Origin of the sequence: Pseudoduganella albidiflava (assembly GCF_004322755.1) — a bacterium.
Lineage (GTDB): Bacteria > Pseudomonadota > Gammaproteobacteria > Burkholderiales > Burkholderiaceae_D > Rugamonas > Rugamonas albidiflava.
Genome location: NZ_CP036401.1, coordinates 1,326,644 through 1,341,579, shown reverse-complemented (window position 1 = coordinate 1,341,579; position 14,936 = coordinate 1,326,644). Strand labels below are relative to the sequence as shown.

Genomic DNA, 14,936 nt, shown 5'->3' with positions numbered 1-14,936 from the left:
CTTAAACGAAGCGGACGGCGATGTCGCTCAGGCCATCCACGTGGCCGACCAGGGTCTGGCCACGCTGCACGGCGCCCACGCCTTCCGGCGTGCCCGTGAAAATCAGGTCGCCCGGCTGCAGGGTGAAATAGGTGGAGAGGTTGGCGATCGTCTCGGGGATCGACCAGATCATCTCGTCGACATGGCCGGATTGCCTGGTGACGCCATCGACCTGCAGGCTGATCGCGGCGGCTTCGATGCCCGTCACCGTGGCAGCCGGGTGCAGCGTGCCGACCGGTGCGGAGAAGTCGAAGGCCTTGCCGATTTCCCAGGGCCGGCCGGCATCCTTCATCTTGCCTTGCAGGTCGCGGCGCGTCATGTCGAAGCCGACCGCGTAGCCGAAGATGTGCGCCGCCGCGTCTTCCACGGCGATATCGGCGCCGCCCTTGCCGATCGCCACCACCAGTTCGCACTCATAGTGGAAATTGTCCGTCCGCGGCGGGAACGGCAGCTCGGCCGTGGTGCCCGGCGCCACCGCCACCACGGCGTGCGCGTCGCCCGGCTTGCTGAAGAAGAATGGCGGTTCGCGGCTCGGGTCCGAACCCATTTCGCGGGCGTGGCCGGCGTAGTTGCGGCCCACGCAGTAGACACGGCGAACGGGGAAACGGGCATCGCTGCCGTCGATGGCCAGCGCTGCCGCCGGGTGCGGGGGGAAAACGTAGTCGGTCATGGTGCTTTCGTGATGGGATGTCAGGTAAACAGCAGGGCCCGCAGCGCCAGCCGGAACGATTCGGTCAGCACGTCCGGGTCCATGTCCGGGTTGTGCACGGCACGCACGGGCAAGCCCTGGAACATGGCAATGATAGCGTTCATCCGCCCGTCGAGCACGGCGTCTTCCACGGACAGGCCATGGCGCTGGCGCCCCACCTTCAGGATCACGCGGAACAGTTCGCGCGTGCGGCGGTCCGCGTCGCGCGCCACGGCGGCGATCTTCGGATTGCGCGATGCTTCGGCCGTGATTTCCAGCGGCAAGATCCACGTCTGCGGGTCGAGGTCGTCGCGCACGCTGCGCGGCACTTCATCGAGCAGCGCCTGCAGCGGGTCTTCCTTCAGCTCGAAACCGCGCATCAATGCCGACACGCGTTCGACGTTTTCCTCGACGAACGCGGCAATGATCGCGTCCTTGCTGTCAAAGTAGTTATAGATGTGGCCGGCGCTCATGCCGGCGGCCTTCGAGATCTCGGCCATGCTGGCGCCATGGAAGCCGCTGCGGCCGAAGCATGCGGCGGCCGCGTCCAGGACCTGGCGGCGCCGGTGGCGCGCCTTCTCGGGATCGTGATGACGTTTTTCGGTAGTGCTCATACTGCCTTTCATGGGCGCTGGCGATAAGGCGGGTCGCTCGACAACGGCGTGGCAAATAAAAGTGATGGATTTTCGTGCCAGGCTAGGCGCAAATGCCCCGGGATAGTTACTTATCCCGGGGTATTTGCAACAACGCCTGGCGCGGAAAGCCGCGCTTTTATGCCATGATCAGTTGTCGAGCGACCGGCCTATGGCTGGCAGCCCAGGTTTGTCAAACGGATCGCCCGTGCACCGGCACGGATGCTATCATTTTCTACGACCGCCACTTGCGCAAGGATGACCATGTCAACCAGGACCTCACGCACGATCGAAATGCGGCCGGCGGAAGCCGCCGACCAGGTTTTCATGGAAGTGCTGTTCGCCAGCACCCGCACCGCCGACCAGCGGATGGGGGCTTGCGACGCCCCCACGGAGGCCCTGCTGATGGCCCTGCAATTCCGCGCCCGGCAAACGCAGCTGCATGCGTACTATCCGTATGCCGACGTGGCCATCATCGTCGAGCGCGAGCGGCCGATCGGCGCGCTGCACGTCAACTACGGCTCCGACGAGATCCGCATCCTCGACCTCAGCCTGCTGCCGGAGTGCCGCAGCCGCGGCATCGGCCTGGGATTGCTGCGCAGCCTGCAGGCGCAAGGCGTGCGCATGCGCGTGCCCGTGCGGCTGGACGTCCTGCCCGGCACCCGTGCCCAGCGCCTGTTCCAGCGCTGCGGCTTCACGCTCAACGGGGCCAACGGCCTGTATCTCTGCATGGAGTGGATGCCGGCGTTGCTGACCTGACGGCTGTTCAGCCGCGGCCCAGCCTTTGCGGCGCGTAGCGGCTGCTCATCATTACAACCCGGATCCTGGTCCGGGGTCCGACCCGCCGGGTCGGACCCCTGGTTCATGCCGTTGGGTCAGTTGCCGTCAACGGCTCGCTGGCGTTATTGCCAGCCACCACCAAGTACTTTGTAAAGAGTAACTTGGTTCGACGCCTTCGCCAGCCGCGCGCTGATATACGTCTGCTGGGCCGCGTACAGGTTGCGCTGCGAGACCAGGGCGTTCAGGTACGATTCCGCCCCCTTCTGGTAACGCTGCTCGTGGATCCGGTAGCTCTTGCCGGAAGCTTCCACCAGCGCGGCTTGCGACGCCACGCGCTCATCGATCGTGCCGCGCTGGGCCAGCGCATCGGACACTTCGCGGAAGGCCGACTGGATCGCCTTTTCGTACTGCGCCAGCGCGATATCCCGGTTGGCCCTGGCCAGGTCCAGGTTGGCCTGGTTGCGGCCGCCGGCGAAGATCGGCAGGGTCAGTTGCGGGATGAACGACCACGTGCCGGCGCCCGCCTTGAACAGGTTCGACAGGTCGCCACTGGCCGCACCGGCCGATGCCGTCAGCGAAATGCTGGGGAAGAACGCGGCGCGGGCCACGCCGATATTGGCGTTGTTGGCCTGCAGCGTGCGTTCGGCGGCCAGCACGTCCGGGCGGCGCTGCAGCACTTCGGAAGGCACGCCTTCCGGCAGTTCCGCCAGCTGCGTCACCGATTGCAGCGCGCCTTGCGGCAGCAGCTCGGCAGGCACCGGGGCGCCGGCCAGCAGTGCCAGCGCGTTCTGGTCCGCCGCCACCTGGGCGGTGTAGACGGCCACGTCGCTGCGCGCCGTTTCCACGCTGGTCTGCGCTTCATACATGTCCAGGCCCGAGGTGGCGCCCGCTTCGAAGCGGCGCTTGCTGAGCTCATAGCTGATCTGCTGGCTCTTCAGCGTGTCCTGCGCCAGGCGCAGGCGCTCCAGGTCCGCCGCCAGGGTCAGCCAGGCATTGGCCACTTCGGCCACCAGGCTGATCTGCTGCGAACGGCGCGCCTCTTCGGTGCCCAGGTATTGCTGCAGCGCCGCTTCGGACAGGTTCTTCACCCGGCCGAAGAAATCCAGCTCGAAGGACGGGATGCCCAGCCCCGCCGAATACTGGCGCGAGATATAGGCTTCACCGGTCGCCGACGAGTTGGCCGGCACGCGCTGGGCCGTCTGGCCCACGCTGGCGTTCACGTTCGGCACGCGGTCGGCGCGCTGCACGCCGTACTGCGCGCGCGCGGCTTCGATATTGAGGATCGACACGCGCAGGTCGCGGTTATTGGCCAGCGCCAGTTCGACCAGCTTTTCCAGCTGTTCGTCGGCGATGAACTCCCGCCATTGCACTTCGTACGCGCCCTTGGCATCCGCGGCGGCTGCCGTCGGCTGGTATGCATCGCCCTGCGGCCACGCCGGCGTCACCGGTGCCGCGGGGCGCTCGTACGTCGGCGCCAGGCTGCAACCGGCCAGCAGCGCCGTCACGGCCAGGGTAATCAGAGTCTTGGTCATTTCTCTACTTCCTTAAACAGTAGTGCCGGCGGCGGGTTGCGCGTTCTTCGCTGCTTTCGACGCGAACATGCTGCGCACCATCACGAAGAACACCGGCACGAAGAAGATGCCGAGGAACGTGGCCGACAGCATCCCGCCCAGCACGCCCACGCCGATCGCGTTCTGGCTGCCGGAGCCGGCACCGCTCGCCAGGGCCAGCGGCAGCACGCCCAGGCCGAAGGCGATCGACGTCATCAGGATCGGGCGCAGGCGCAGCTTCACCGCTTCCAGCGTGGCCTGGCGCACGTCCATGCCGCCTTCCTGCAGTTCCTTGGCGAATTCCACGATCAGGATCGCGTTTTTCGCCGCCAGGCCGACCACGGTCAGCAGGCCCACCTGGAAGTACACGTCGTTCGCCAGGTGGAAGCCCCACGTGGCGATCACGGTACCGATGATGCCCAGCGGGATCACCAGCAGCACCGAGAACGGCACCGACCAGCTTTCATACAGCGCGGCCAGGCACAGGAACACGATGAGGATCGAGATCGTGTACAGCAGCGGCGTCTGCGAACCGGATTCGCGTTCTTCCACCGACAGGCCGGTCCACTCGTAGCCGATGCCCGGCGGCAGTTGCGCGATCATCTTTTCCACTTCGGCCATGGCCGCGCCGGAGCTCACGCCCGGCGCCGGGCTGCCCTGGATGTTCACGGACGACAGGCCGTTGTAGCGTTCCAGGCGCGGCGATGCGTAGATCCACTCGCCGGTGGCGAAGGCCGAGAACGGCACCATCTCGCCGGCGTTGTTCCGCACGAACCACTTGCCCAGGTCTTCCGGCACCATGCGCGAATCCGGCTGGCCCTGCATGAACACCTTCTTCACGCGGCCGCGGTCGACGAAGTCGTTCACGTACGACGAACCCCAGCCCACCGACAGCACGCGGTTCACGTCCGCCACGGCCAGGCCCAGCGCCGTCGCCTTCTGCTGGTCGATCGTCACCTTGTACTGCGGCGTATCTTCCTGGCCGTTCGGGCGCACGCCCACCAGAGCCTTGTTCTGCGCGGCCATGCCGAGCAGCTGGTTACGCGCCGCCATCAGCGCGGTGTGGCCCACGCCACCCACGTCCTGCAGCTGCAGGTCGAAGCCGGAGGCGTTACCCAGTTCGATCACCGCGGGCGGCGCGAACGAGAACACCATCGAATCGCGCAGCTGCATCAGCGCGCCCATGGCGCGGCCGGCAATCGCGCTGACCTTGTTTTCATCGCCCGAACGCTCGGACCAGTCCTTCATCCGCACGAACGCGATACCGGTGTTCTGGCCATTGCCGCCGAACGAGAAGCCGGCCACCGCGAACACGGAAGCGACGTTGGCCTTTTCCTGGTTCATGAAGTAGTCCTCGACCTTCTCGATCGTCTTCAGCGTGCGTTCCTGCGTGGCGCCGGTCGGCAGCTGGATCTGCGTGAACAGCACGCCCTGGTCCTCTTCCGGCAGGAACGAGGTCGGCAGGCGCATGAACACCACGGCCAGCACGGCCAGCAGCACGGCGTAGATGATCATCGACGGCGCGCGGCGGCGGATCATGCCGGCCACCACGCCCTGGTATTTATCGGTGCTCTTCTCGAACGTGCGGTTGAACCAGCCGAAGAAACCGCGGTTGGTCAGGTGATGGCCCTTCTCGACCGGCTTGAGGAACGTGGCGCACAGCGCCGGCGTGAAGACCATCGCCACCAGCACGGACAGCACCATGGCCGACACGATCGTGATCGAGAACTGGCGGTAGATCACGCCGGTGGAGCCGCCGAAGAACGCCATCGGCACGAACACGGCGGACAGCACCATCGCGATACCGACCAGCGCGCCGGAGATCTGGCCCATCGACTTCTTGGTCGCTTCCTTCGGCGACAGGCCTTCTTCCGTCATCACGCGTTCGACGTTTTCCACCACCACGATCGCATCGTCGACCAGCAGGCCGATGGCGAGCACCATCGCGAACATGGTCAGCGTGTTGATCGAATAGCCCAGCGCGGACAGCACGGCGAAGGTACCCAGCAGCACCACCGGCACCGCCATCGTCGGGATCAGCGTGGCGCGGAAGTTCTGCAGGAACAGGTACATCACGAGGAACACCAGCACGATCGCCTCGATCAGCGTCTTGACCACTTCCTCGATCGACAGCTCGACGAACGGCGTGGTATCGAACGCCACGACGGCCTTCATGCCTTTCGGGAACAGCTTGCTCATTTCCTCGACCTTGGCCTTCACGGCTTCGGCGGTGTCCAGCGCGTTGGCGCCGGTGGCCAGCTTCAGGGCGATACCGGTGGCCGGCTTGCCGTTGAAGCGCGCCACGGTGGCGTAGTTTTCGCGGCCCAGTTCCATTTTCGCCACGTCGCGCAGGTGCACGGTGGCGCCGTTTTCCTGCGTCTTCAGCAGGATCGCGCCGAACTGCTCGGCCGTCTGCAGGCGGCTTTGCGCCGTCACGGTGGCGTTCAGCTGCTGGCCCGGCACGGCGGGCGCGCCGCCCAGCTCACCGGCGGAAACCTCGGCATTCTGCGCCTGCACGGCGGTGATCACGTCGGCCGGCGTCAGTTGATAGCTGGTCAGCTTGGTCGGATCGAGCCAGATGCGCATCGCATACTGGGAACCAAACAGCGTGACGTCGCCCACGCCCTCCACGCGCGACAGCGGGTCGAGCACATTGGCCGCCACGTAGTCGCCCAGGTCGGCCTGATTCATGCTGTTGTCCTCGGACACGAAGCCCAGCACCAGCAGGAAGTTCTTGGTGGCTTTCGACACCACCAGGCCTTGCTGCGTGACGGCGGTGGGCAGCAGCGGCGTGGCCAGCTGCAGCTTGTTCTGCACCTGCACCTGCGCGATGTCCGGATTGGTGCCGCTCTTGAACGTCAGCGTGATGCTGATGCCGCCGGTGGAGTCCGACGAAGAGCTCATGTAGCGCAGGCCGTCGATACCCTTCATCTTCTGCTCGATGACCTGGGTGACCGCGTCTTCCACGGTCTTCGCGGAGGCGCCCGGGTACGAGCCGGAGATGGAAATCGAAGGCGGCGCGATGCTCGGATACTGCGCGATCGGCAGGCTCCAGATCGCGAGGCCGCCCGCGAGCATGATGACGATGGCGATCACCCACGCGAAGATGGGACGATCGATGAAAAATCTTGCCATGAAATGGACTCCTGCTTAGTGGGCCGCGGCGGCCGGCTTGGCGGCGGCGGTGTTTGCCGCGGCCGGTGCCACGACGGCGGGCGCGCCCGGCTTCACCTTCTGGATGCCTTCGACGATCACGCGATCGCCGGCGGCCAGGCCGGATTTCACCAGCCACTTGTCGCCCAGCGTGCCGGTGGTGGCGATCACGCGCTGCTCCACGATGCCCTGCTGGTTCAGCACCAGCGTGGTGGCTTCGCCTTTCTGGTTGCGCGTCACGCCCTGCTGCGGCACCGCGATGGCCTGCTCGTTCACGCCGTTCTCGACGATGGCGCGCACGAACATGCCGGGCAGCAGGTCATGCTTCGGATTCGGGAACAGCGCGCGCAGCGTGACGTTGCCGGTACCCGGATCGACCGCCACGTCGGCGAACTGCAGCTTGCCCGCCTGCGCATAGGTGGAACCGTCGGCCAGCTTCAGCGTGACCTTGCCCTCGGCCTTCTTCACGCCGCCGCCTTCCAGCGATTTCTTCAGGCGCAGCAGGTCTTCGGACGATTGCGTGACGTCGACATAGATCGGGTCCAGCTGCTGCACGGTGGTCAGCGCGGTTTCCTGGCCGGCCGTCACCAGCGCGCCCGGAGTCACGTTCGAACGGCCGATGCGGCCCGAGATCGGCGCATGCACCCTGGTGTATTCGACATTGATGCGGGCCGTTTGCAGTTGCGCCTTCGCCGATTCCACGTCGGCGCGTGCCTGCGCCTCGGCGGCCACCGCGTCATCGTAGTCCTGGCGGCTCACGCCTTCGATCTCCACCAGCTCCTTGTAGCGCTTCACTTTCGGGCCGGCCGTCAGCAGGTTCGCCTCGGCGCGTGCCAGCGCGGCCTTGGCGGCGCTGAACGTGGCCTGGTAGGTGGCCGGATCGATCTGGTACAGCTGGGTGCCGGCCTTCACGTCGGCGCCTTCGGTAAACAGGCGCTTCTGCACGATGCCGGCCACCTGCGGGCGGACTTCGGCGATCTGGTAGGCGGACGTGCGGCCCGGCAGTTCGGTAATGACCGGCAGCGCTTCGGCCTTGACGGTGTAGACGGACACCTGCGGCGGCGGCATCTTGCCGCCCGGCGCGCCGGCCTGTTGCTGCTTGTCGGAGTCGCAGCCGGCGGTCAGCGCCGCCGCGCATGCGAGGAAAAGGATGCCGGCCGAACGCAGCGGCGGGCGGGAGAGCGAGTTGTTCATAAAGACTGAACCTTCTGATTTTGAGGGGGTGCTCGGTAGAATGAACGATCATTCTAATACAAATTAGGATCCTACGCATTAACTGACTTTAGAGTCATGAGTCAAAGGGAGCGCTAACAAGCGTTGCCAGAAATCGGGACAGTGACTGGTGTTGTTTTGCAACCAACTCAACAGTTGATGCTTTCCGGCATCTTCGGCGAATGCGGCCGAAGATGCGCTAATACCGCCGAACGCCGCGGCTGAGAATTTTGCCAAAAATCGGGGACTGTCCCCGGTGTTGCCCGGTGTTGTTTTGAGACCAGCTCAGCAGTAACGGCGAAAAAAAGCCTCCCGGCCGGTGGCGGGGAGGCTTTTCGGAGAGACGGCCGGATCAGGTCGTCGTGGTCGGCGGCACGTAGGGCACGAACGTCATCGTGACGTTCTGCAGGTAGATGCCGGTGGTCGCTTCGAAGCCGGAGTCGATGCCGAGCAGCACCCAGACCTTGCCTTCGCCATCGGTCTTCACCCGGATGCCGGTGTTGTTGGTGACCAGTTTCGATGCGTAGGTCTGCTTGCCGTCACAAGGCAGGCCGTTGGCGATGTTCCCCAGCATCATCGAGGCGGCGCCCGGCGCGGCCTGGTTGCCGTGGTCGATGTTCAGGCGGGTGTCGCCGTTGGTGGTCACCGGTTTCGGTTCGGTCGGCGAAGCCGCCGCGATCACCCAAACCGATTCGCCCGGCGCGCCGCCGACACCCATGCAGCCGGAGTGCGCGTTACTGAGCAGGTTCATCGACGGGACCGTGAACGTGTACTCGGTATTCACCGCCAGGCCGGTGATCTGCTTCTTCACGTACAGCAGCAGGTCGTCGCTGCGGTTGGTGCCGCTGATGAAGTAAGCCTTGGTGTCCTTGTAGGCGGCGCCGTACTGGCTGATGTCGCGCAGTTCGAAGACGACATTGGCCGGCGCGGTCTCGGTGGTGTAGTCGCTCGATTCGCCGGTCCAGCCGCCGGTTTCCACCTTGAAGTCCTGCGTCACCAGCACCGCGCGGGCGGTGGGCGTGGTGCCGCCGGTGGACGTGCCCGCGGGATCGTCGTCGTCACCGCCGCAGGCGGCCAGCAGGGCCAGGGTCGCTACCGACAAAGCGGCTTTCCAGGTACGGGTCATTGCGTGATCTCTTTTCTGTGCAGGGGAACGGAGGCAACATTTTAGAAAGGAATAAGCAACTCGTGTGATCTATTTGTAACGAGTTGTACGGGCGCCCCCGGCGCCCCTGCCTGATCCCTTGCTGACTCCCTACTTCCAGTCGCCGCGCAGCGCCAGCACTTCCTCCTGCAGCCGCTCCGGCGTGGCCGCATGTGGCTCCACCGGCACGCCCACCGCCAGCGCCAGGCGCGAACGCAGGCCCTTGCGGAAGGCGCGCTCGAACACATTGTCCTGGCTGCGCGACAGCAGGTGGCCCCACAGCCCGCGCAGCGCCATCGGGATCACCGGCACCTGCGAACGCTCGATGATCTTGGCGATGCCACCCTTGAATTCGTTGATCTCGCCGGTCGTCGTCAGGCGCCCTTCGGGGAAGATGCACACCAGTTCCCCCTCGTGCAGCGCGCGGGCGATGTCCACGTAGGATTTCTCCAGCAGCCACGGGTCTTCCTTGGCGGGCGCGATGGGGATCGCCTTCCCGGTGCGGAAGATCCAGCCCAGGATCGGGGTCTTGAAGATACGGTGGTCCATCACGAAGCGGATCGGCCGCGGGCTGGCCGCCATGATCACGACCGCATCCACATAGCTGACATGGTTGCAGACCAGTACCGCGGCGCCCTCCTCGGGAATGCGGCCAGGCTCGATCACCTTCACCTTGTGCACCGTGTGGATCAGCAGCCAGGCCAGGAAGCGCATCAGGAACTCCGGCACCAGCGAGAAGATGTAGACGGCCACGATGCCGTTCATGATGGCGGTGGCCAGGAACAGTTCCGGGATCGTCAGGCCCTGCCCCAGCAGCAGGATCGCCACGCCGGCCGCGGCCACCATGAACAGCGCGTTCAGGATGTTCATGCCGGCGATCGTGCGCGACAGGTGCTTCGGATCGCAGCGCAGCTGGATCAGCGCGAACAGCGGCACGATGAAGAAGCCGCCGAACACGCCGATCATCACCACGTCGAACACGATGCGCCAGCTGCCCGGCTGCGCCAGCATGGCGATCGCGTCGACCGGCGCCGCGGGCGCGGCATAGCCCTGGCTGGCGAAATACAGGTCGATGCCGAACAGCGACAGCCCGATCGAGCCGAACGGCACCAGGCCGATTTCCACCTTGCGCCCGGACAGCTTCTCGCACAGCAGCGAGCCGGCGCCGATCCCCAGCGAGAAGACCGTGAGCAGCAGCACGAACACGCTGTGATCGCCCTTCAGGTACGTCATCGCGTACACCGGGAACTGCGCCAGCACCATCGCGCCGTAGAACCAGAACCACGAGTTGCCCAGCATCGACAGGAACACGGTGCGGTTGCCGGCCGAGTACTTCAGGTTGCGCACGGTTTCCGCGAACGGGTTCCAGTTAATGTGCAGGTCCGGCGCCGGTGCCGGCGTGACGGGAATCCGGTAGCTGGCCAGCAGGCCCAGGACCGCGAAGCCGACTGTGCCGGCGGCCACCACGGGGATGCCCAGGCCGGCATGCATCACCAGCACATCGCCGAACACCTGCCCGAGCAGGATGCCGACGAAGGTACCCATTTCCACCATGCCGTTGCCGCCGGTGAGTTCCTCGGGTTTCAGCTGTTGCGGCATGTACGAATACTTGACGGGGCCGAACAGCGTGGAGTGCGTGCCCATCGCGAACACCGCCAGCACCAGCAGCCACAGGCTGTGCGTCATCCATCCCAGCGCGGCGACGCCCATGATGACGATCTCGGCCCACTTGACGAAGCGCACCAGCCGCGACTTCTCGAACTTCTCGGCGATCTGGCCGGAAGTGGCCGAGAACAGCACGTAGGGCAGGATGAACAGGCCGGGGATCAGGTTCGTCACCATCGATGGCGACAGGGTCGTCCAACTGGCGGCGTCGAACGTGAGCACGACGATCAGCGCCGTCTTGAACAGGTTGTCGTTGAAGGCGCCGAGGAACTGGGTCCAGAAGAATGGCGCGAAGCGGCGTTGGCCGAGCAGCGCGAACTGACTGGCATGCTGCGTGGCAGCGGGGGTGGTCTGGCTCATGGGCAGGCAGGGGAATCGATCGAACCGACAACATACCGCACATCGCCCTGTACAACAACACGCCAGCGAACACGCCGGCGCCCGGGCCTGGCTAGCCGAGTGGCAGGCGGATCGCAATGCGGGTGCCGCCGCCGCCGTCTTCGCCGCCGCTGCCGATCGCGAAGCTGCCGCTCACCGCGTGCACGCGCTCGCGCATGCCGGCGATGCCGATGCCGTCGGTGCGCACCCCCGGCAGGCCCACGCCATCGTCGCGCACCTCGATGTCCAGCGCGTCGCCATGCCGCGCCAGCGCGACACTTGCATGGCGCGCCCCCGCATGCTTGACGATGTTCGACAGCGCTTCCTGGATGATGCGGTAGGCGGAAATTGCCAGCTCCGGCTCCACGCCCGCCATGTCGCCTTCGATGCGGCAATCGAAGCGGCAGTCCGGCTGGCTGTCGCCGACCTGGCGCACCATTTCCTCGACGGCTCCGCGCAGGCCCAGCATGTCGAGCACTTCGGGCCGCAGCCGCCGCACCAGCGCCCTGCCATTGTTGTACAGCCCCAGCGCCAGCTGCGTCACGGAGGTGGCGCGGCGCGCGATCTCCTGCGCCACCTCCGCCGGTGCGGCCTGCCCCGCGAGCGACGCAATGCGCTGCGATTCCAGGCGCACGGCGATCAGCGAGGCATTCAGTTCGTCATGGATTTCCAGCGCGATGCTCTGGCGCTCATGTTCCACCGCCGTGTTCAGCCGCCGCAGCAGCCGGCGCTTCTCGGCATCCGCGTCGCGCAGCGCCTGCATGGAAGCCTGCAGCGACGTATCGAAACCTTCCGACAGGCGCCAGGCCAGCGCGCCGCACAGCACCAGGCCGAGCGCGGCGGCCAGCAGTTCGAGGCGGAAGCGCGCCGCCTGGCGGGCCAGCATCGCGTCCGGCGTCATCCGCACCTGCACGTAGCCGACCGTTTCAAACGCGGGACGCGGCGCACCGTTGGCGGCGCCGAACACCACGCGGCCATCCGGTGCCCGCATGTTCAGCCACACCAGCCGCTTCAGGACGGCCGCCTCGTAGTAGCGGCCTTCCGGCGCCCCCGTGGCGCGGCCGCGCAGCCGCACCAGTTCACGCCGCCGCGCATCGAACAGGGCGACTTCGCGGATGGCGGTGTCCGTTTGCAGCACGCCGCGCACGCTGCGCCGCAGTTCATCGTACTGGCCCGAGATCACGGCGTACTCGCTGCTGTCGGCCAGCACCCGCGCCAGCAGCGTGCCCCGCTCGGCCAGCTCGGCGCGCACTTCGTCCTGGCGCGACTGGTAGCTGAACCACAGCAGCGACAGGCACAGCGCCACCAGCGGCGCCAGCGTGATCGCCAGCAGCCGCGTGCGCAGGTTCCAGCCGAGGCGCCAGTGCCGGCGCAGGAAGGCCAGCATCAGGCTTGCAGCAGGCCGTAGCGCACGGCCAGGCGCGTGATGTCGGCGGCGCGGTTCACACCCAGCTTGTCCTTGATCGCCTGGCTGGCGTTGCTGATCGTCTTCGACGATACCGACAGCCGGTCGGCGATTTCCGCATTGGTCAGGCCTTCCGCCATCAGCGTGAAGATTTCCAGCGCGCGCTCGTCGAGCACCGATTGCGGCGACATGTCGCCCTGTACCGACAGGCTGGCGAGCCGCTCGGCGATGCGGGGCATGAAGTACAGCGCGCCCGCATGCGCGCGGCGCACCGCCGTGGCCAGTTCCCCGGGGTCGCAATCCTTGGTGATGAAGGCGCGCGCGCCGATCCGGTAGCACTCCTTGATCAGGCTGTCCTGGTCGAACTGCGTCAGGAACACGATGCGCGCCTCCGGCTGGCGCCCGAGGATGGCGCGCGCCACATCCAGTCCCGTCAATGCCTCGCCGAAGCGGATGTCCAGCACCAGCACATCCGGCTGCAGGCTTGCATGCTGCTCGAGCACCTCGTCCGGGCTCCTCGCCTGGCCCACCACGTCGATGTCCGGCCCCGCCAGCGACATCGCGAATCCGGTCATCACGATCGGATGGTCATCCGCCAGCATCACGCGGATGCGCGCTTCCTTTGCCTGCTTCACTTTCCACCTCCACGCAATATGAACTTCTCACGGACAGAAGCATATCATTCCACACGATTACTCGCTAACCCCTTCCATTTTTGCTATGACATGGAATAGTATACTTCCAACACGTAGCAAAAAACCTCTACCAACCATGGCAAGGAGAATGGCATGAACTTCGTCAGTCAACGCAGGAACCCCACCGGTATCGCCGTCGTCGTGCTGCTGCACGTGCTTGCCGGGTTTGTCGCCCTGCAGAATTCCACCGTGCTGGTGGGCCGTACGCCGCCCGGCGTCGTCGACCTGATCCCGGTGGACCAGACGCCGCCGCCGCCACCCCCGCCGCCAGTACCCATGCCCGATCCGGTGCAGCCGCCGACCACCACGATCGCCGTGCCGGACCTGCCGAACGATGTATTCCAGCCCGCGGACCAGGTGCCGATGGCGACGCGCCCGGCCAGCGATCCGGCGCCGCCGGCCACCGCGTCGACAGGCACGGTGGCGCAGCAGCCGGCGGAGCCCGCACCCAGGGCGCCCGTTCGGGTGGCGGCGGTGGTCGATGCGAAAGCCTGCACGCGGCCCGAGTATCCGCGCAGCGCGCTGCGCAACGGCGACACCGGCACCGTCACGCTGGCACTGCTGGTCGGTACGGATGGCCGGGTGGCCGAATCGAGGGTGGAGAAATCAAGCGGCGTGCGCGACCTGGATCGCGCCGCCCAGGCGGGGCTGTCGCTGTGCCGCTTCCAGCCCGGCACGGTGGATGGCGTCCCCCAGCAGTCGTGGACGCGGATGGACTACGTGTGGAGCCTGGAAGACTGAAGGGGATGCCGGCCGCGCGGTGGCGCGGCCGGCATGAATCACGGCTTGCACGATCACGGCTTGCGCGCCACCAGGTTGATCAGCGTTTCCTCCCGCACGGCGCGCGGCTTGATGCGGAACACGCGCTCCAGCAAGCCCAGGTCCTCGCGGCTCCACCACAGGAACGGATACGACACGGCGCTGTCCGGCACATCGAAGCCGGCGCCGCGCACCATCGCCAGGTATTCCGGCGCGGTCTTCTGCACGTCCATCGGATGGCGGAACAGCAGCCGGATGATCCATGAATGGATATAGCGGCGCGTCGATTCCGCGAACAGCAGCACGCCGCCCGGCTTGAGCACGCGGAAGAACTCGGCGATCGCCCGTTCCTGGTCGATCAGGTGGTGGAAGGTCTGGTGGCAGAACAGCAGGTCCACCGACGCATCGGGCATGGCGATGTTCGAACTGGAACAGCAGATGAATTCGGCCGGGATGCCATGCACCGCCACTTCCATGCCGGATGCCTCGATCATCTCGGGGTCGATGTCCATGCCGATCAGCCGCTTCGGCGCGAAGCGCGCGTGCAGCTTCGGCAGCGAGCGGCCATAGCCGCAGCCGACGTCGGCAACCACATCGAAGCGCGTGCGGCCGGCCGGCATCAGGCGGCCGAGGTCCTCCAGCGCGCGCTCCAGTACGTGCACGGTCCACGTCTCGGTGCGCAGGAACCACTTGCCGAACTCCGTTTCCGGCACGTGCGGGTCGGTGGGCAACGGGGCCGGCTGCATTTTCGGTGGCTGAACATCCATACAATTTTCCTCAAATTTGATGCGGGCGGGCCCGCGCTGACCAATCTATAATGCAGCCCGTTTTTATGT

Annotated in this window: 12 protein-coding genes; 2 read left to right on the top strand and 10 right to left on the bottom strand. The window is 66.1% G+C overall.

Features of this window, described 5'->3' with window-relative positions:
• Position 1 precedes the first annotated feature (1 nt).
• Entirely contained in the window at positions 2 to 709 is a 708-nt protein-coding gene (locus EYF70_RS05720) for a fumarylacetoacetate hydrolase family protein (protein ID WP_131144542.1), read from the bottom strand.
• Between the two features lie 20 nt (positions 710 to 729).
• Positions 730 to 1,341, bottom strand: a complete 612-nt coding sequence (locus EYF70_RS05715; protein WP_131144541.1) for a TetR/AcrR family transcriptional regulator — start codon at positions 1,339 to 1,341, stop codon at positions 730 to 732.
• Between the two features lie 282 nt (positions 1,342 to 1,623).
• On the opposite strand from EYF70_RS05715, the gene EYF70_RS05710 reads away from it, so the two are divergent.
• Positions 1,624 to 2,118: a GNAT family N-acetyltransferase gene (locus EYF70_RS05710; protein ID WP_165497576.1), complete on the top strand. Its 495-nt coding sequence runs from the start codon at positions 1,624 to 1,626 to the stop codon at positions 2,116 to 2,118.
• A gap of 143 nt (positions 2,119 to 2,261) precedes the next feature.
• Here EYF70_RS05710 and EYF70_RS05705 read toward each other — a convergent pair whose 3' ends face one another.
• The 7 genes from EYF70_RS05705 to EYF70_RS05675 all read right to left on the bottom strand — a co-directional run bounded on the left by EYF70_RS05705 (position 2,262) and on the right by EYF70_RS05675 (position 13,281).
• The gene (locus EYF70_RS05705; RefSeq protein WP_131144539.1) at positions 2,262 to 3,671 is read right to left on the bottom strand and encodes an efflux transporter outer membrane subunit; all 1,410 of its coding nucleotides are present in this window, start codon (positions 3,669 to 3,671) and stop codon (positions 2,262 to 2,264) included.
• 12 nt (positions 3,672 to 3,683) lie between these two features.
• The gene (locus tag EYF70_RS05700; protein ID WP_131144538.1) at positions 3,684 to 6,824 is read right to left on the bottom strand and encodes an efflux RND transporter permease subunit; all 3,141 of its coding nucleotides are present in this window, start codon (positions 6,822 to 6,824) and stop codon (positions 3,684 to 3,686) included.
• Between the two features lie 15 nt (positions 6,825 to 6,839).
• Positions 6,840 to 8,036: an efflux RND transporter periplasmic adaptor subunit gene (locus EYF70_RS05695; protein WP_131144537.1), complete on the bottom strand. Its 1,197-nt coding sequence runs from the start codon at positions 8,034 to 8,036 to the stop codon at positions 6,840 to 6,842.
• Positions 8,037 to 8,406: 370 nt separating this feature from the next.
• Positions 8,407 to 9,180, bottom strand: coding sequence for a hypothetical protein (locus EYF70_RS05690; protein WP_131144536.1), 774 nt, complete (start codon positions 9,178 to 9,180; stop codon positions 8,407 to 8,409).
• A gap of 129 nt (positions 9,181 to 9,309) precedes the next feature.
• Positions 9,310 to 11,223: an MFS transporter gene (locus tag EYF70_RS05685; RefSeq protein ID WP_131144535.1), complete on the bottom strand. Its 1,914-nt coding sequence runs from the start codon at positions 11,221 to 11,223 to the stop codon at positions 9,310 to 9,312.
• A 91-nt stretch (positions 11,224 to 11,314) separates the two neighbouring features.
• Positions 11,315 to 12,628 carry an ATP-binding protein gene (locus tag EYF70_RS05680; protein WP_131144534.1) on the bottom strand — a complete coding sequence of 438 codons (1,314 nt, stop codon included), beginning with the start codon at positions 12,626 to 12,628 and terminating at the stop codon, positions 11,315 to 11,317.
• Positions 12,628 to 13,281 carry a response regulator transcription factor gene (locus tag EYF70_RS05675; RefSeq protein ID WP_229420720.1) on the bottom strand — a complete coding sequence of 218 codons (654 nt, stop codon included), beginning with the start codon at positions 13,279 to 13,281 and terminating at the stop codon, positions 12,628 to 12,630. Before EYF70_RS05675 ends, EYF70_RS05680 begins: the two co-directional genes overlap by 1 nt.
• Positions 13,282 to 13,434: 153 nt before the next feature.
• Between EYF70_RS05675 and EYF70_RS05670 the strand changes: the two genes are divergently transcribed.
• Positions 13,435 to 14,082, top strand: a complete 648-nt coding sequence (locus EYF70_RS05670; RefSeq protein WP_131144533.1) for an energy transducer TonB — start codon at positions 13,435 to 13,437, stop codon at positions 14,080 to 14,082.
• Between the two features lie 53 nt (positions 14,083 to 14,135).
• On the opposite strand, the gene EYF70_RS05665 is transcribed toward EYF70_RS05670, so the two are convergent.
• Entirely contained in the window at positions 14,136 to 14,867 is a 732-nt protein-coding gene (locus EYF70_RS05665; RefSeq protein ID WP_229420719.1) for a class I SAM-dependent methyltransferase, read from the bottom strand.
• Positions 14,868 to 14,936: the final 69 nt, after the last annotated feature.